This window comes from Bradyrhizobium sp. Ce-3, from assembly GCF_022835695.1.
GTDB lineage: Bacteria > Pseudomonadota > Alphaproteobacteria > Rhizobiales > Xanthobacteraceae > Bradyrhizobium.
Genome location: NZ_BQUV01000004.1, coordinates 526,674 through 543,768 on the forward strand (window position 1 = coordinate 526,674; position 17,095 = coordinate 543,768).

Annotated in this window: 17 protein-coding genes; 5 read left to right on the forward strand and 12 right to left on the reverse strand. The window is 66.3% G+C overall.

Going from position 1 to position 17,095, the window contains the following annotated elements; genetic code table 11:
- Positions 1–7: 7 nt before the first annotated feature.
- Entirely contained in the window at positions 8–1,456 is a 1,449-nt protein-coding gene (locus BRSPCE3_RS17125; RefSeq protein ID WP_244067119.1) for an aldehyde dehydrogenase family protein, read from the forward strand.
- A gap of 110 nt (positions 1,457–1,566) precedes the next feature.
- A complete protein-coding gene (gene garD / locus BRSPCE3_RS17130) occupies positions 1,567–3,108 on the forward strand; it encodes a galactarate dehydratase (RefSeq protein ID WP_244067120.1) in 1,542 nt (513 codons plus the stop codon).
- 204 nt (positions 3,109–3,312) lie between these two features.
- Here the strand turns inward: garD and BRSPCE3_RS17135 are convergent, their stop codons facing one another.
- Entirely contained in the window at positions 3,313–3,570 is a 258-nt protein-coding gene (locus BRSPCE3_RS17135; protein WP_244067121.1) for a hypothetical protein, read from the reverse strand.
- A gap of 217 nt (positions 3,571–3,787) precedes the next feature.
- On the opposite strand from BRSPCE3_RS17135, the gene BRSPCE3_RS17140 reads away from it, so the two are divergent.
- The gene (locus BRSPCE3_RS17140) at positions 3,788–3,964 is read left to right on the forward strand and encodes a hypothetical protein (protein WP_244067122.1); all 177 of its coding nucleotides are present in this window, start codon (positions 3,788–3,790) and stop codon (positions 3,962–3,964) included.
- A gap of 38 nt (positions 3,965–4,002) precedes the next feature.
- Here BRSPCE3_RS17140 and BRSPCE3_RS17145 read toward each other — a convergent pair whose 3' ends face one another.
- The 9 genes from BRSPCE3_RS17145 to leuC all read right to left on the reverse strand — a co-directional run bounded on the left by BRSPCE3_RS17145 (position 4,003) and on the right by leuC (position 13,694).
- Positions 4,003–6,168, reverse strand: a complete 2,166-nt coding sequence (locus BRSPCE3_RS17145; protein WP_244067123.1) for a xanthine dehydrogenase family protein molybdopterin-binding subunit — start codon at positions 6,166–6,168, stop codon at positions 4,003–4,005.
- Positions 6,165–6,626: a (2Fe-2S)-binding protein gene (locus BRSPCE3_RS17150; protein ID WP_244067124.1), complete on the reverse strand. Its 462-nt coding sequence runs from the start codon at positions 6,624–6,626 to the stop codon at positions 6,165–6,167. The genes BRSPCE3_RS17145 and BRSPCE3_RS17150 overlap by 4 nt, the downstream gene beginning before the upstream one ends.
- Before the next feature lie 126 nt (positions 6,627–6,752).
- Entirely contained in the window at positions 6,753–7,622 is an 870-nt protein-coding gene (locus BRSPCE3_RS17155) for an AraC family transcriptional regulator (protein ID WP_244067125.1), read from the reverse strand.
- A 125-nt stretch (positions 7,623–7,747) separates the two neighbouring features.
- A complete protein-coding gene (locus BRSPCE3_RS17160; RefSeq protein WP_244067126.1) occupies positions 7,748–8,620 on the reverse strand; it encodes an ABC transporter permease in 873 nt (290 codons plus the stop codon).
- Complete coding sequence (locus BRSPCE3_RS17165) at positions 8,617–9,450, reverse strand: ABC transporter ATP-binding protein (RefSeq protein ID WP_244067127.1); 834 nt, start codon at positions 9,448–9,450, stop codon at positions 8,617–8,619. Before BRSPCE3_RS17165 ends, BRSPCE3_RS17160 begins: the two co-directional genes overlap by 4 nt.
- A complete protein-coding gene (locus BRSPCE3_RS17170; protein ID WP_244067128.1) occupies positions 9,447–10,508 on the reverse strand; it encodes an ABC transporter substrate-binding protein in 1,062 nt (353 codons plus the stop codon). The genes BRSPCE3_RS17165 and BRSPCE3_RS17170 overlap by 4 nt, the downstream gene beginning before the upstream one ends.
- Positions 10,508–11,641 (reverse strand): 3-isopropylmalate dehydrogenase, encoded by a 1,134-nt coding sequence (leuB, locus tag BRSPCE3_RS17175; RefSeq protein ID WP_244067129.1) that lies wholly within the window; start codon positions 11,639–11,641, stop codon positions 10,508–10,510. Before leuB ends, BRSPCE3_RS17170 begins: the two co-directional genes overlap by 1 nt.
- Complete coding sequence (leuD, locus tag BRSPCE3_RS17180; RefSeq protein ID WP_244067130.1) at positions 11,638–12,288, reverse strand: 3-isopropylmalate dehydratase small subunit; 651 nt, start codon at positions 12,286–12,288, stop codon at positions 11,638–11,640. The genes leuB and leuD overlap by 4 nt, the downstream gene beginning before the upstream one ends.
- 2 nt (positions 12,289–12,290) lie before the next feature.
- Entirely contained in the window at positions 12,291–13,694 is a 1,404-nt protein-coding gene (gene leuC / locus BRSPCE3_RS17185; RefSeq protein WP_244067131.1) for a 3-isopropylmalate dehydratase large subunit, read from the reverse strand.
- Positions 13,695–13,839: 145 nt separating this feature from the next.
- Here leuC and BRSPCE3_RS17190 point away from each other — a divergent pair, with 145 nt between their 5' ends.
- Complete coding sequence (locus tag BRSPCE3_RS17190; protein WP_244067132.1) at positions 13,840–14,610, forward strand: IclR family transcriptional regulator; 771 nt, start codon at positions 13,840–13,842, stop codon at positions 14,608–14,610.
- A 109-nt stretch (positions 14,611–14,719) separates the two neighbouring features.
- On the opposite strand, the gene ald is transcribed toward BRSPCE3_RS17190, so the two are convergent.
- Positions 14,720–15,835 (reverse strand): alanine dehydrogenase, encoded by a 1,116-nt coding sequence (gene ald, locus BRSPCE3_RS17195; RefSeq protein WP_244067133.1) that lies wholly within the window; start codon positions 15,833–15,835, stop codon positions 14,720–14,722.
- A gap of 141 nt (positions 15,836–15,976) precedes the next feature.
- On the opposite strand from ald, the gene BRSPCE3_RS17200 reads away from it, so the two are divergent.
- Positions 15,977–16,450: an Lrp/AsnC family transcriptional regulator gene (locus BRSPCE3_RS17200; protein WP_244067134.1), complete on the forward strand. Its 474-nt coding sequence runs from the start codon at positions 15,977–15,979 to the stop codon at positions 16,448–16,450.
- 15 nt (positions 16,451–16,465) lie between these two features.
- On the opposite strand, the gene BRSPCE3_RS17205 is transcribed toward BRSPCE3_RS17200, so the two are convergent.
- Entirely contained in the window at positions 16,466–17,026 is a 561-nt protein-coding gene (locus BRSPCE3_RS17205; protein ID WP_244067135.1) for a cytochrome b, read from the reverse strand.
- Positions 17,027–17,095: the final 69 nt, after the last annotated feature.

Genomic DNA, 17,095 nt, shown 5'->3' on the forward strand with positions numbered 1-17,095 from the left:
GAGAACAATGACCGCTCACCAGAAGAACTTCATCGCCGGCGAATGGGTCGACGGAACCAGCATCACGCGGGACATCAACCCTTCCAACACGGCCGATGTGGTCGGCGAATACGCCAAGGCCGACAAGGCGCAGACCGAGAAGGCGATCGCGGCGGCGAAGGCCGCCTTCCCCGCCTGGGCGCGCTCGACGCCGCAGGAGCGCTTTGACGCGCTGACCAGGATCTCGGTCGAAATCCTCGCCCGCAAGGAAGAACTCGGCCGCCTGCTCGCCCGCGAGGAAGGCAAGACCCTGCCGGAAGGCATCGGCGAGGTGGCGCGCGCCGGGCAGATCTTCGCGTTCTTTGCCGGCGAAGCGCTGCGGCTGATGGGCGAGAAGGGCGCATCGGTTCGCCCCGGCCTCGACGTCGAGATCACTCGCGAACCGGTCGGCGTCGTCGGCATGATCACGCCGTGGAACTTCCCGATCGCGATCCCGGCCTGGAAGATCGCGCCGGCGCTCTGCTACGGCAACACGGTGGTGTTCAAGCCGGCCGAGCTGGTGCCGGGCTCCGCGCATGCACTGTCCGAGATCATCGCGCGCTCCGGTATTCCCTCAGGTGTCTTCAACCTCGTGGTCGGCTCGGGCTCGGTGGTCGGCCAGACCCTGCTGGATCATCCCGACGTCGCCGCGATCTCCTTCACCGGCTCGGTGCAGACCGGCCGCAAGATCGCGCAGGCCTGCGTGCTCTCCAATCCGATGAAGAAGTTCCAGCTCGAGATGGGCGGCAAGAACCCGCTCGTCGTGCTCGACGACGCCGACGTCAAGGTCGCGGTCGAGGTCGCCGTCAACGGCGCCTATTTCTCGACCGGCCAGCGCTGCACGGCGTCCTCGCGCCTGATCGTCACCGCGGGCATTCACGATCGCTTCGTCGCCGCGATGACCGAGCGGATGAAAGGGCTTTCCGTGGACGACGCGCTGAAGAGCGGCGTGCATGTCGGCCCTGTCGTCGACCAGAGCCAGCTCGACCAGGATCTCCGCTACATCAAGATCGGCCAGGACGAAGGTGCGCGCCTGCACTGGGGCGGCGAGTTGCTGAACCGCGAGACGCCCGGCTTCTATCTGCAGCCGGCGCTGTTCACCGAAGCGACCAACCAGATGCGGATCGCCCGCGAGGAAATCTTCGGCCCGGTCGCCTGCGTGATCCGCGCCAAGGACTATGAAGAAGCGCTGGCGATCTCCAACGACACCGAGTTCGGCCTTGCGTCGGGCATCTGCACCACGAGCCTGAAATACGCCTCGCATTACAAGCGCAACAGCGAGGCCGGCATGGTGATGGTCAACCTGCCGACCGCCGGCGTCGACTATCACGTGCCGTTCGGCGGCCGCAAAGGCTCGAGCTACGGCGCGCGCGAGCAGGGCGCCTATGCCCGCGAGTTCTACACCACGGTGAAGACGGCTTACACCTTCCCGGGTTGAGACCTGTAGGGCGGGTTAGCGCTAGCGTAACCCGCCATCGCACACGACGTACCAGGCATCGGCGGGTTACGCCTTCGGCTGACCCGCCCTACAAACTTCCGGAGTCCACGATGGACCAGTCGATCGGCGCACAGGAGCAGCCGCGCTACATCAAGCTCAACGCGCGCGACAATGTCGCGATCGTCGTGAATGATTTCGGCCTGCCCAAAGGCTCCCGCTTCGCCTGCGGCCTGACCTTGCGCGCCTTCGTGCCGCAGGGCCACAAGACCGCGCTGCAAGACATCGCCGAGGGCGCGCCGATCATCCGCTATGGCGAGGTGATCGGCCATGCGCTGTCGCCGATCCTGGCCGGCGAATGGGTCGACGAGGCCCGCATCCGCATGCCGGACGCGCCGCTGCTCGATCAGCTCGAGATCGCAACCGCGGTGCCGCCGGCGCTGCCGCCGCTCGAAGGTTTTACTTTCGAGGGCTATCGCAATCCCGACGGTTCAGTGGGAACGAAGAACATCCTCGGCATCTCCTCGTCCGTGCAATGCGTCAAGGGCACGATGGAATACGCTGTGAAGCGCATCCGCGCCGAGCTGCTGCCGAAATATCCCAATGTCGACGACGTCGTGCCGCTGACCCACGCCTATGGCTGCGGCGTCGCGATCACGGCGCCCGACGCCGTGGTGCCGATCCGCACGTTGCAGAACCTCGCGCTCAATCCGAATTTCGGCGGCGAGATTCTCGTCGTCGGCCTCGGCTGCGAGAAGCTTGCACCAGAGCGGCTGGTGCCGGAAGGCGTCAGCGACGCCATCGTGCGGATGCAGGACGAGGCCTTCGACGGCTTCGGCGCGATCGTCGATGCGATCATGACCCAGGCCGAGGCGCGGCTGAAGGTGCTCAACGCCCGCACGCGCGAAACCTGCCCGGCCGCCGATCTCGTGATCGGCCTGCAATGCGGCGGCAGCGACGCGTTCTCCGGCGTCACCGCCAACCCCGCGGTCGGCTTCGCCGCGGACCTGCTGGTACGCGCCGGCGCGACCGTGATGTTCTCGGAGGTGACCGAGGTGCGCGACGCGATCCAGCTTCTGACCCGCCGCGCGATCAACGAGGAGGTCGGCCGCGCGCTGATCCGCGAGATGGCGTGGTACGACGCTTATCTCGCCCGCGGCGGCGCCGACCGCAGCGCCAACACCACGCCGGGCAACAAGAAGGGCGGGCTCGCCAACATCGTCGAGAAATCACTCGGCTCGATCGTCAAGTCGGGCTCCGGACCGATCGCGGGCGTGTTGTCGCCCGGCGAGAAGGCGCGCCAGAAAGGCATGCTGTTTGCGGCGACGCCGGCCAGCGACTTCATCTGCGGCACCTTGCAGCTCGCCTCCGGCATGACCTTGCAGGTCTTCACCACCGGCCGCGGCACGCCCTACGGCCTCGCCGCCGCGCCGGTCATCAAGGTCGCAACCCGCAGTGAGCTGGCGCGGCGCTGGAAGGACCTGATCGATTTCGACGCCGGCTGCATTGCGACCGGCGAGAAGACCATCGAGGAAACCGGCTGGGACCTGTTCCGTCTGATCCTCGACGTCGCGAGCGGCCGGACCAAGCCGTGGTCGGACCGCTGGGGCATCCACAACGATCTGACGCTGTTCAACCCGGCGCCGGTCACCTAGACCCTCCCCGTCATTCCCCGGTGCGCAATTGCGCACCTGAGGGCGCGCCACCGAACTCGGGTTTACCCGAGTTCGGCATTCTAAATCGGCCCAGGTCGGCAATAGCCGACTTGGATGCGCGAGCCCGGAATGACTCCCAGCATACGAAAGGTCCGCCGCGACGAGGTCAGCGGCGGACTTTCATGCTCATGGACCTGATCGGCATCAGTCGTCGTCGTGATGGATCACGGTCTTGCTGCGATTGCCGAACTCGTCCCGCTTCTTGATGACCGTGGTCCGGTCGGAACGCGGCTCACGCTCCCTGATCACGGTGGTGCGGTCGCGATCGCGGTCGCGATATTCGGGCGCCTGACCGACGGTCACACCGGCGCCGACGGGGCCGGCGCGAACGCCGATTTCATCGGCCAAAGCAGGCGACGCGATCGCGGTCACCATCGCGGCGGCAAACAGATATTTCCTCATGACGTCTCTCCTCCTCCAGTTGCGACGTGAAGGACGAACGCCGGGTGCGACATAGCGTTCCTAAGTCGAGCATGGTGCAGATGCTCACGCGCGCCTTGTGGAACATCGCTCGGGGAACCTCGCTGAACAGGCATTCACCTGTGTGGCGAAATGCTCATGTTCCACGCGTTGAATAGCCTGATTTGATGCCCCACGTCCTCATCAAGGAGGACGTTCCATGAAGCAATCGCAGCACTTCCTCGACAATGCGGAGAACTGCGCGCAGCTTGCCGAGCGCGCGGAAGACGATCCGACCTACAACCGCTTCAAGCGCATGGAGGCGGCCTGGCGTGCGCTGGCCAAGGAGCAGGATTGGCTCGACGGCGCGACCTCTCCGTCCGAACACGCGGCGTAAAGGCTCAGCCGAGCATCGCGGCCTCGGCGCCGCGATGCTCAGACCTCCTCGATCGGCAGCTTCCGGATACGCCGCCCGGTCACCGCGAAGATCGCATTGGTCACCGCCGGCGCAACGATTGCGGTCGCGGCCTCGCCGAGGCCTCCGGGATTTTCGGTGCTCGATACGATGTGGGTCTCGATCCGCGGAACCTCGTCGATCCGCATCGGCGGATAGCTGTCGAAATTGGACTGCTCGACCCGGCCATCCTTGATGGTGATCGCGCCGCGCAGCGCCGCGGTCAGCCCGAAGATCGTGCCGCTCTGCACCTGCGCATCGATCATGCTGGGCGTCACGGCAATGCCGCAGTCCACCGCGCAGACGATGCGCTCGACCTTGACTTTGCCCTTGGCATCGACCGCGACTTCGGCAACCTGCGACAGGTAGCTGCCGAACGCGAATTGCAGCGAGATGCCGCGCGCCTTTCCGGCCGGCAGCTTTTGTCCCCAGCCGGCCTTCTCCGCGGCGAGGTTCAACACCGCGAGCGCGCGCGGATTATGCGTCAACAGGCGACGCCGGTACGCGACCGGGTCCTGCCTGGCCGCGAACGCCAGCTCGTCGATGAAGCTCTCGACAATGAACACGTTGTGGACCGGACCGACACCGCGCCAGAAGCCGGTCGTGATGCTGGCCGGCTCCACGCGCACGTAATCGACAAGGATGTTAGGAAACGCATAAGGCGGCTGGGCAGCGCCCTCCACCGCGTCGAAATCCAGCCCGTTCTTGAACAGCGGCGGCGCAAAACGTGCCACCACCGACGAACCGCAGACCCGGTGGTGCCACGCGACCGGATTGCCGGCATCGTCGACCGCCGCCGATATCCGGTCGTAGTAGTAGGGCCGGTAGATGTCGTGCTGGATGTCCTCCTCGCGGCTCCAGATCACCTTGACCGGGCCGTCGACATGCTGCGCGATCTTCACCGCCAGCAGCGTGCCGTCGGGCTCGAGCCGGCGCCCGAAACCGCCGCCGAGAAACTGGTTATGCAGAATGACCGCGTCCTTCGGCAGCCCGGTCAGCGCGGCCACCCTGCTCTGTGTCGTCGTCGGCACCTGGGTGCCGACCCAGATCTCGCAGGCGTCCTTGCGAAGGTGGACCGTGCAGTTCATCGGCTCCATCGCCGCGTGCGCCAGGAACGGCAGCTCGTAGACGGCATCGAAGCGCCGTGCAGCCGTGGCGAAGGCCTGCTCGACATTGCCGTCGTTCCGCGCGATGACGCCGGCGCGCTCGGACCCCGCCTTGAGCTGCGCGACGATGCCCTGGCTATTGACCTGCGCATTCGGGCCGTCATCCCACTGGATCGCGGCGGCCTCCAATCCTTTCTTCGCAGCACCGGTATGGTCGGCAATGATCGCGACGGCCTCGTCGATCACAACGACCTGGCGGACGCCCTTGACCGCCAGCGCCGCAGCCTGGTTCACCTGCTTCGGCCTGCCGCCGCCGACCGGCGCGATCGCAATCGCAGCAAACTTCATCCCCGGCACGATCGCGTCGATACCGAACCGGGTGCGGCCGCTGACCTTGCCGGCGGCCTCCAGCCGCTTCGGCGAGGTGCCGATCAGCGTGAACTGACCAGGCGTCTTCAGCTTGATCTGCTCGGGCGCCGGCGGCTTGAGCTGCGCGGCCGCCTGCGCCACTTCGCGATAGGGCAGCGAGCGCTGGCCCGAGGGATCGCGGATCACGCCGTCCCTGGCGGTGCATTTGGCCGGATCGACCTTCCAGCGCTGCGCCGCCGCGCTCACCAGCATGATGCGCGCCGCCGCGCCCGCCTGGCGCAGCGGCAGCCAGAAGCCGCGGGTCGATGCGGAGAGGCCGGTCGACTGCTCATGCAGGATCGGATTGGCATAAAGCGCGTCGTTGGGCGGCGCGTGCTCGGGCACGATGCTGTCGAGCTTCACCTCGAGCTCCTCGGCGAGCAGCATCGCGAGCGAGGTGTAGGTGCCCTGCCCCATCTCCACCATCGGGATGGTGAGATGGATACGCCCGTCCGGCTCGATCCGGACGAAGCCGTTCAGCGCTCCGCTCTCGGCCGCCGAATCTGCGGCCTCGGACCGATCCGGCACGACGAACGCCAGCGCCAGGCCGCCGGCGGCAGTCGCGCTCGCCTTCAGGAACGTGCGGCGCGACAGCGCAGCCGCGTCCTCGCGATGGATTGCGGTCAACGTCATGGCTTGGCTCCGGCGGCAAGCTTGATCGCTTCGCGAATCCGGTTGTAGGTCCCGCAGCGGCAGACATTGCCCGACATCGCATCGTTGATGTCGCTGTCGCTCGGATGCGCGTTGGACATCAGAAGCGCGGTCGCCGACATGATCTGGCCGGACTGGCAGTAGCCGCATTGCACGACGTCGAGATCGAGCCAAGCCTGCTGTACCTTGCGGCCGGCCTCGCTCTGGCCGATCGCCTCGATCGTCGTGATCGCGGCATCGCCGACGCTGTCGATCGTGGTGATGCAGGCGCGTGTCGCCGCGCCGTCGAGATGCACGGTGCAGGCGCCGCACAGCGCCATGCCGCAGCCGAACTTGGTGCCGGTCATCTGCAGCACGTCGCGCAGCACCCACAACAGCGGCGTGTCACCGTCCGCGTCGATCGTATGTGACGCGCCATTTATCTTGAGAACATAGGCCATTCTGCACCCAGCGAGATTCCGTCCGGCGGAACGGCATATGACAGTGCCGGGCCCGGTCGTCTCTCGCAGGATTGCCGTGCCGCCCGCGCAATTGCCGCGGCCGCTCACAATCCGCTGAATGCAGGATTATTGCCGGTAGGCGGCCGGCGACACCCCGACGACCCGCCTGAACGCGGTTGCGAAATGCGACGGGTTGTCATAGCCGCATCTGGCGGCGATCGCCGTCACCGGCTCGTCGCCGTGCTTCAAGAGCCGCTTCGCCTCTTCCATCCGCAGTTCGGTGAGGCGCCGCAGCGGGGTCTGCCCGAAATGCTTCTTGTACAGCCGCAGCAGATGGAAGCGGCTGACGCCGGCCTCCTGTGCCAGCATTTCGAGGCTGACGGACGTGGCAAGGTTGTCGCGCATGAACGCATCGACCCGGCGCAGCCTTCCGCTGTTGCCACAGCTCTGCGGTTGGACGTCGAACCGGCCGTGACGGACCAGCAGATGCGCCGCCAGCATTTCGGCGGCGGTCTCGGCGTAGAGATCGGGCGCCCCCGCCCTGAATGCCTGGTCGAGACTGAGCATGACCTGACTGACCAGGGGATCGACGGTGCCGAGGCCGCTCGGCAATGCGGGCCCCGCTGGCCGCCGCTGCGGCAGGTCCTGTGCGACGCGGTCGAGCGTCGCCGCGGGCAGATGCAGCTGCAACGTGCTGTGGGTGGTGTCGCCGCGCCAGCGCAGCGTCGCCGCGTCGCCCGGCGCCGTCATGCCGATATGGCCGACCTCGGAGCGAGACCGCTGCCAGTTGCCGCGATAGCGCACCTCGACATCGCAGGCGCCGCCGGTGACCAGCACGATCAGATGGTCACGCGTCGCCGGGGTCACGAATTCGTGGGCTTCAGCGGGATCGTCATAGGCCCGCAGCAGCAGCGAGCGCCAGCCGGCCTTCCAGCTGCACGCGGTCATCGACGCGCGCAGATATTTGTGGGCATCGAGGCTCGAAATCAGGGCCAAGAGAGGGCTCTCCGTGGATCGGCCGGAGCTTACGGCTCCGGCCACCAGGCGCTTTTATACCGCCGCCTCCGGCTCAGCCATTCGATGGCCGGCAGCCCCACATGCCAAAACGCCGTGCCGCAGGTCTATTCGGCGCTGCGCTGCCGCTGCCAGCGCAACAGATAGGCCTGCAGCCGCCAGATGATCGCCGACAGCACGACGCCGACCAGCATCAGCACCACGACCGCGACCATCATGCCGGAGGCCTCGCCGCGCGCCTCCGACTCGATGATGAGGCGGCCGATGCCGCGCTCGGCGCCGATGAACTCGCCGACGATGACGCCGATCAGCGCGAACGAGATCGCGGGCGTCAGCGAGGCGAACACCCAGGCCATGGTCGAGGGGATCACCACCGTGCGGGTGATCTGCCACTCGCTGGCGCCGAGCAGCCGCGCGGCGTTGGTGAAGCCCTCGTCGATCGAGCGCGCGCCCTCGAAGGTGTTGAAGAACACCAGGAACACGACGACGATCCACGACGTCACGATCTTCGACATGTCGCCGATCCCGAACGCCAGCACGATGATCGGTGCCAGCGCGATCCGCGGGATCGAATTCACCGCGGTGATGAACGGCTGGAAGATTGCGCTCAAGCGGTCGGACCGCCCGAGGATCAGCCCGGCGACGAAGCCAGAGACCACGCCGGTGACGAAGCCGAAGAAAGTGTTCTTCAGCGTGATCGCGGTCGCCGCCCAGAGATTGTTCTCGTTGCGCGCCAGGCACTTTCCAAAGTCGCCGTTGAACCAGCCGTTGAAGACGCCGAGCTTCGAGGTCAGGCAGCTCTGGATCAGGAAGTTGTCGAAGATCATCGACGGCTTCGAGATGAAATAGGGATCGAGCAGATCGGGCACCAGCCACGGCAGCCTGGTGCGGAGATCGTAGCCCCATTGCCACACCGACAGCACGATGGCGCAGATCAGAATCTGCCAGCCGATCGTGTTCATCATGCCGTACCGCTTCATGTGCTGCGGCCCTTGACGAATTCCTCGCCGAGCGAGTGCCAGATATGCTGGAACAGCTCGGCATAATGCGGCGTCTCGCGCACCTTCACCGCATCGCGCGGCCGCGCGAAGTCGACCTCGAACATGTCCTTGATCCGGCCCGGCCGCGCCGAGAACAGGATGATGCGGTCGGCCAGGGTCAGCGCCTCGCCGAGATCGTGGGTCACGAACAGCACGGTTTGCTGCTCGCGCTCCCAGATCCGCAGCAGCACCTCGTGCATGTCGATCTTGGTGTGGGTATCGAGCGCGCCGAACGGCTCGTCCATCAACAGGATCTGCGGCTCGACGATCAGGGTCCGCATCAGCGCCGCGCGCTGCCGCATGCCGCCCGACAGCGCCGACGGATAGGCGTTCTCGAATCCCTTGAGCCCGGCCTGCGCGACGCATTCCGCGATGCGCGCTTTCCGCTCCTGGGCCGGCACGCCCGACAGCTCCAGCCCGTAGCCGATATTGTCGCCGACGGTTCGCCACGGAAACAGCGTGTCGCGCTGGAACACATAGCCGACATCGGGTGTCGCCTTGCCGCTGACGACGCGCTTGCCGTCGATCAGGATCTCGCCGCCGGTGGGGCGGATCAGCGATGCGATCATGTTGAGCACGGTGCTCTTGCCGGAGCCGGACGGCCCGAGCAGCGCGACGAACTCGCCGCGGCGCACGTCGAAGGAGACGTCGCGCACCGCCTCGATCGTGGTCTTCGCAAGCTGGAACGACTTGCTCAGCCCCTTGACCTCGACGCGGCGCTCGGCCACGGCGCGCGGCGTCACGGTTGCGCTCGTCTCGAGCGCGCTCAACCCGGATAGGCCTTTCGCGCCGCGTCGATCAGGTTGGAGTTGACCACATCGGCGATCTTGAGCGGCTTGATGCCGGTCATCTCACGGAACCAGACCTTCTCGCCGCGGGCGAAGCTTGCGGCGTCGACCGAGCCCTCATAGTCCGCGACCTTCTGGATCGCCGTGATCTCGAGCAGATTGGCATCGCGCGAGGTGCTGCCGACATAGGGCTCGATGGCGTCGTAGACCTCGGTCGCCTTGTGGGTCTTGATCCATTGCGAGGCGCGCCACAGCGCAGTGACATAGGCCTGCATCTTGGCGGGGTCCTTGTCGATGGTCGCCTGCAATGTGAAATGCGCGGTGACCGGCACCTTGCCGCCGATATGCTTGTTCCAGATCGCCTCGTCGGTGCCGTCGAACAGCAATTCGCCCCAGCCCTGCTGCTGCGCCTCGTTCAGCAGCGACAGCGAAGAAACCAGGATATCGACCTGCTTCGATTTCAGCGACCCCAGCATGGTGTCGACATTGCCGGTGCCGATCCAGGTCACCTTGTCGTCGAGCCCCATGGTTTCCATGTAGTAGGACGCCCAGACATGGTTGGTGCCGCCGAGCGAGGAGACCGAGACGATCGGCTTGCGGCCGTCGGGCCGCTTCCATTGCGTGAAAGCCTCCAGCGAGTTGATGCCCTGGTCCTTCAAATCCTTGCGCAGGATGAACATCACCGAGTTCGACCGCGTATCGACCGGCAGCAGCACGCGCGCGGCGCGGCCGTGATTGGTCAGCTGCATCGGATGAGTGACGTCGCCGATCCCGATATCGCCCTGCGACGAGGCGATGATCTCGCGAGTCTTCACGCCGCTGCCGCCCTGCACCAGCTTGCAGTCGAGCCCGGCGTCCTTGAAGTAGCCGATCCGGTCGGCCACAAATTGCGTCTGATAAACCGGCACCGCGACCGGATAGATCGCCCGTCCCGCGGCCGCCTGCGCCCATCCACGCCCGGTCGCCAGCGCGGCGCCGCCGGCGGCGATCACCGTCAGCGCCGATCGCCTCGACAGATGGGGCATGGAGGGGTGGGCCATCACGCGTGCTCCTTGGCCGAGATCTTGTCCAGCGCGCTGAGTACAGCATCACCCATCTGCACCGTCGAGAGCTTCTTCGCGCCGGCCTCGGCGATATCGGCGGTGCGCGCGCCTGATGCCAGCGTGGTCTGCACCGCCTGCTCCAGCAGGTCGGCATCCTCGGGCCGGTTCAAGGTCAGGCGAAGCAGCATCGCGACGCTGAGGATCGAACCGAGCGGATTGGCGATGCCCTTGCCCGCGATGTCGGGCGCGCTGCCATGCACCGGCTCATAGAGCGCCTTGCGCCGGCCGAAGCGATCCACCGGCCCGAGCGAGGCCGACGGCAGCATGCCGAGCGAGCCCGAAGCCATCGCCGCGCAGTCCGACAGGATGTCGCCGAAGATGTTGCCAGTCACCATCACGTCGAACTGCCGCGGCTCGCGCACGATCTGCATCGCGGCATTGTCGACATAGAGATGGGTCAGCTCGACGTCGGAGAACTCCTCCTTGTGCAGCCTGATCACCTCCTCGCGCCAGACCACGCTGGTCTCCAGCACATTGGCCTTGTCGACCGAGCACACTTTGTTGCGCCGGGTCCGCGCCAGCTCGAAGGCGGAGCGCGCCACGCGGCGGATCTGGTTGGTGGTGTATTGCTCGGTGTTGAAGCCGCGGCGCTGGCCGTCGGGCAAGGTCTCGATGCCGCGCGGCTCGCCGAAATAGATGCCGCTGGTCAGTTCGCGGATGATCACGAAGTCGACTCCGTCGAGCACCTCGGGCTTGAGCGGCGCCGACGCCGACAGCGCCGGGCTCGCCATGATCGGCCTCAAATTGGCGTAGAGATCGTACTTGCTGCGCAGTCCCAGCAGGCTGCCGGCCTTGCGCGCGGCTGCCGGCACTTCGGTGGTCTCGGGACCGCCGGTCGCGCCCCACAGGATGGCGTCGGCCTCGTCCATCGCTTCCGCGGTGTCTTCGGGCAGCACCTTGCCGGTCGCCAGATACGGGATCAGGCCGTATTGCGCCTCGCGCAAGGTCATCGGCACGTTACGCTTCGCGGCGAACCAATCGAGCACGCGCCGCGACTGCGCGGTAACCTCGGGGCCGATGCCCTCGCCGCCGACCACGGCGACCTTGACCATGTTGGATTGCGTGCTCATGCGGATGTCCTTGAAGCGGGTGTCCTTGTCGAATGAATCCAGGGCCGCGCGGTGCGGTCGGAAGCCTGGAAGGCGTGGATCTCATCGTCGCGCTGCAATGTCAGCGCCACCTCGTCGAGCCCCTTCAACAGCCCTTCGCGCCGCCGCGGGTCGATCTCGAACGAATGCCGCGCGCCCGACGGCGAGACGATGGTCTGGGTCTCCAAGTCGATCGAGACCTTGCCCGCGCCCTGCGTCGCCTCGATATCGGCAGCGAGCTGATCGACCACCGCCTTGTCGACGATGACGGGCAGAATGCCGTTCTGGAAACAGTTGGCGAAGAAGATGTCGCCGAAGCCGGAGCCGATGATGGCGCGGATGCCACGCTCCTGCAGCGACCACACCGCGCCCTCGCGCGACGAGCCGCAGCCGAAATTCGGTCCGGTGACGAGTATCTCCGCCTCCCGGTACGGCTCGCGGTTCAGGATGAAATCCGGATTTTCCGAGCCGTCGGGCAGGTAGCGCAGCGAGCCGAACGCCCATTTGCCGAGCGTGCCGCGGATTCCATTGCCGACCAGGCGCTCGATGCGGATGATCACGTCGGTATCGATATTGCTGCGCATGATCGGCGCGGCGGTGGCGGTCAGCTTGTCGAACGGCTTCGGCATGATCAGCGCCCCATCATCCTGACATCGGCGATCGCACCGGCAATGGCCGAGGCCGCCGCGCTTGCGGGGCTCGCCAGATGCGTCCGTGCCCGCGGCCCCTGCCGACCGACGAAGTTGCGGTTCGAGGTCGAAACCGAACGCTGCCCGGGCGCCACCACCTCGCCATTGGCGGCAAGGCACATCGAGCAGCCCGGCTCGCGCCACTCGAAGCCGGCGTCGATGAAGATCTTGTCGAGCCCTTCGGCGACCGCCTCACGCTTGACGTTCTCCGAGCCCGGCACCACCCAGGCACGGACCCCGGCTGCGACCTTGCGACCGCGCGCGACCTCAGCCGCCGCGCGCAGATCGCTCAGCCGGCTGTTGGTGCAGGAGCCGATGAACACCCAGTCGACCGGCGTGCCGGCGATCGGCGCGCCGCCTTGCAGCCCCATATACTCGAGCGCGGTCTCGATCGCGGCGCGACGTGCGGGATCGTCCACCGACTTCGGATCGGGAATGACGCCGTCGACGCCAACGACATGCTCGGGGCTGGTGCCCCAGGTCACCTGCGGGATGATCTTTTCGACATCGATCACGACCTCGCGGTCGAACACCGCGTCGGGATCGCTCGGCAGCTCGCGCCACGCCTTGACCGCGAGATCCCACATCTCGCCTTGCGGCGCGTAGGGACGGCCGCGCAGGAATTCGAACGTGGTCTCGTCCGGCGCAACCATGCCGATCTTGGCGCCGAGCTCGATCGAGAGGTTGCAGATCGTCAGCCGTCCCTCGATCGGTAATTCGCGGATCGCACTGCCGGCATATTCGACCGCATAGCCGGTGCCGCCGGCGGCGCCGATATGCCCGATCAGCGCCAGGATCATGTCCTTGGCGGTAACGCCGAGCGGCAGCTTGCCCTCGAACCGCGCGCGCAGCGTCTTCGGACGCTTCTGGATCAGCGCCTGCGTCGCCAGCACATGGGTGAGCTCGCTCGACCCGATGCCGAAGGCGAGCGCCCCTAAGCCGCCATGGGTGCAGGTGTGGCTATCGCCGCAGACGATCGTCGCGCCCGGCAGGCTCAGGCCGAGCTCCGGCCCGATGACATGGACGATGCCTTGGCCAGGCTGGTCGACATCGAACAGCGTGATGCCGCTCGCCGCCGTCTCGGCCCGCAACGCGGCCAGCAGTTCCATTCCAATCTTGCTGGTCCCGGCGCGGCCGGGCGCGGTGGACAGCGCGTGATCCGGCGTCGCGAACGTCAGCTCGGGATTGTGAACCTTGAGACCACGGCTCTTGAGATCGAGCAGGCCGCGCGAGCCGCCGAGATCGTGCAGCAGATGGCGGTCGATATGAAGCAGATCCGTGTCCTCGCTCAGGCGAGCAATGACATGCTGGTCCCAGATCTTCTCGAGCAAACTTCGGCCCGGCATCCGCCTTCCCCTGCTCTCTGCGTTTCCATGCGGCTTGATCTTCTTGACGCCAATCTGGGCCAAACTTGTCGTCAAGTGAAGCAGTTTTGCCCTAACATCATATATGTGATGGAGGTGCGGTACTTGACCCGCCGAGGAGCCAGCCATGCCGAATCCGAGCAAGACGGCGATCGTCAAATCGGCGATGCGGACGTTTGCGGTTCTGGAGTTTTTTCGGAAAACAAAGCGGGCGGCTTCCGTGACCGAGATAGCTTCCGCGCTGGAGATGCCTCAATCGAGCACGTCGGTGTTGCTTCGCTGTCTCGTCGAATTGAACTACCTTGAATACGAGCGAAAGAGCCGGCTTTTCATCCCGAGCTATCGGGTCAATCTGCTCGGTGACTGGATCCGTCGTTCTCCGTTCCGTGATAAAAAGCTCACCGATCTGATGGAGGAACTCTGGACCGCGACCGGCGGCGAAACCGTCATGCTTGGACAACAGGCAGGCGCCGCGGGGATGCAGTATCTGCACGTGGTCCCCGGCGGCTCCCAGCTTCAGTACACGGCCCAAGCCGGTCAGATACGACCGATGGTTCGGACCGCGCTCGGGCACGTGCTGCTGAGCCAGATGCCGAACACCAAAATTCGCGGCATTATCCGGCGCAACAATGCCGAGGAGCCGAGTCAGTCGGCGCGGGTTCGCGAATCCAGCTTTCTGGAGGAGGTCGAGCGTATTCGCCGCCGCGGCTATTCCGAGTCAGGCGGCCGCACGACGCCGGGCGCAAACACGATAGGCATGCTTGTTCCGCTGCCGAAGCGGCGCGCCCCGCTCGCGATCGGCATCGGCGGGCCGATCGAACGCATCGCGGCAAAGCGCGCGCACATCATTGAAGTGATGCAGAGTCGGCTGAAGGAACTGACAGACGCAGCACCGTAGCCGTAGGCCGGATGAAGCGAAGCGCAATCCGGGGTCAGTCCCTCCGCGGAGAGATCGGCCCCGGATTTCGCTTCGCTCCATCCGGGCTACAAGTGCTCGACCTTATGTCCTACGACGCCAGCGCTTCCTCCGGCATCACGGCCGACAAATGCTGGCTCTCGGCGACGGCGCGGTTGGTGATGCGGCCGCGATGAACGTTGAGGCCGGCACGCAGATGCGGATCCTCGACCAGCGCGCGCAGTCCCTTCGAGGCCAGGGCTAGGCCGAACGGGAGGGTGGCGTGGTTGAGCGCATGGCTCGAAGTCACCGGCACCGCGCCCGGCATGTTGGCGACGCAATAATGCACGATGTCGTCGACCAGATAGGTCGGCGCCTGATGCGTGGTCGGCTTCGAGGTCTCGAAGCAGCCGCCCTGGTCGATCGCGACGTCGACCAGCACCGCGCGGCGCTTCATGCCCGCAAGCTGCGCGCGCGACACCAGCTTCGGCGCGCTGGCGCCCGGCACCAGCACTGCGCCGATCACGACGTCGGCCGCGAAGACCTCCTGCTCGATTGCTTCAAGCGTGGCGTAACGGGTGCGGACGCGACCGAGGAAAAGGTCGTCGAGCGCGCGCAGCCGCGGCAACGAACGGTCGAGGATGGTGACGTCGCTGCCAAGGCCGGCGGCCATCCGCGCCGCATGGGTGCCGACCACGCCGCCGCCGATGATCGCAACGCGCGCCGGCGGCACGCCCGGCACGCCGCCGAGCAGCTTGCCCATGCCGTCGGCGGATTTGCGCAGCGCGGCGCCTGCGGCTTCGATCGCAAGGCGGCCGGCGACTTCGCTCATCGGCGCAAGCAGCGGCAGGCCGCCATGCGCGTCGGTCACGGTCTCATAGGCGACCGCGGTGCAGCCCGAGGCGATCAGCCCCGACGTCTGCGGCACGTCAGGCGCGAGATGCAGATAGGTGAACAGGATCTGTCCCTCGCGCAGCCTGATCCATTCGGACGGCTGCGGCTCCTTCACCTTCACGATCATCTCGGCGACCGAGAACACCTCTTCGGCCGTATCGGCGATCCGCGCGCCGGCCTGGGTGTAGGTGTCATCGCCGGCACCGATGCCGTCGCCGGCGCCGCGCTGCACCACGACCTCGTGGCCGTGCGCCACATATTCCCGCACCGAGGCAGGCGTCAGCCCGACCCGGTATTCCTCGACCTTGATTTCCTTGGGCACGCCGATGCGCATGGTCCGCTCCTTGAAGGATTCGTTTCCGTTAGCCTCAAGGCTATGCCCCGTCACACGGCGTTTCTCAGCGAATTCCGGCTTGCTCACAGCCAAATACGCTCATATCCTTCGCTCTTGGCTCAGCTCTCGAAGGAAAACTGCGTGGACGGTCTCGATCGCATCGACCTCAGAATCCTTGGCGAGCTGGTCACCGATGCCCGCGCGAGCCAGATCGAGCTGGCGGAGAAGGTCGGGCTGTCGCCGACCGCCTGTGCGCGGCGCATCCGCCATCTCGAGGAGATCGGCGTGATCCGCGGCTACCGCGTCGACCTGGAGCCGAGCGCGCTCGGCCTCGTCACCACCGTCGTCGTCACCATCACGCTGGAGAAGCAGAGCGAGGATTATCTCGCGGCGTTCGAGGCCGCGATCGCGCGCTGCCCCGACGTCGTGTCCTGCCATCTGATGTCGGGCAGCGACGATTATCATCTGCAGGTGATCGCCCGCGACATCGCCGACTTCGAGCGCATCCACAAGCAGCATCTGTCGCGGATGCCGGGCGTCGCCCGCATCCATTCCAGCTTCGCGATGCGCGAGGTGGTGCGCCGGACCATTCCCGAAACCGCGCTGCGCGGCTGACGGGTTATCGCGGCGTCAGCCCGGATTGCGGCTTGCGCGCGGCCACATCCGCGCCAGCGTCTCGTCCTTCTTGACGAGCACATGCCAGAGCGTCGCGGCGATGTGCAGCGCGACCACGGCATAGGCGACATAGGCGAGCACGCCGTGAACCAGCTCGCCGGCCTCCGCCACCACCTTGTTGTCGGCAAACAGCCGCGGCCAGCTGAAGGTCCAGAAATAGCGCAGCGAGTAGCCGCCGGCCGACGAGAACATGTAGCCCGTCACCGGCATCACGAACAGGATGGCGTAGAGCGCCCAGTGATTGAGCCGTGCCGCGATCCTGACCAGCGGCGAGAACGAACCCGGCTCCGGCGGCGCCGTGGTCACGGCGCGCACCATCAGCCGCAGGATCGCCAGGAAGAACAGGGTGACGCCGAGCGACTTGTGCAGCTCGAGCAGTTCGCGGCGCGGCGACGTCCCCGCCGGCTGCAGCCCGCAATAGAGCCCGATCAGCATCGCCGCGATGAACAGCACGGCGGTCGCCCAGTGAATTTTTCGCAGCAGCGGGTCGTAGCTGGCCGTGATTTCCGTCGTCACAGGGCGCCTTCGCGTGAAGCCAGCCCGTGCAGGTGCGGCCCGAAAGAGGAAGCCGTTCAATAGACGATG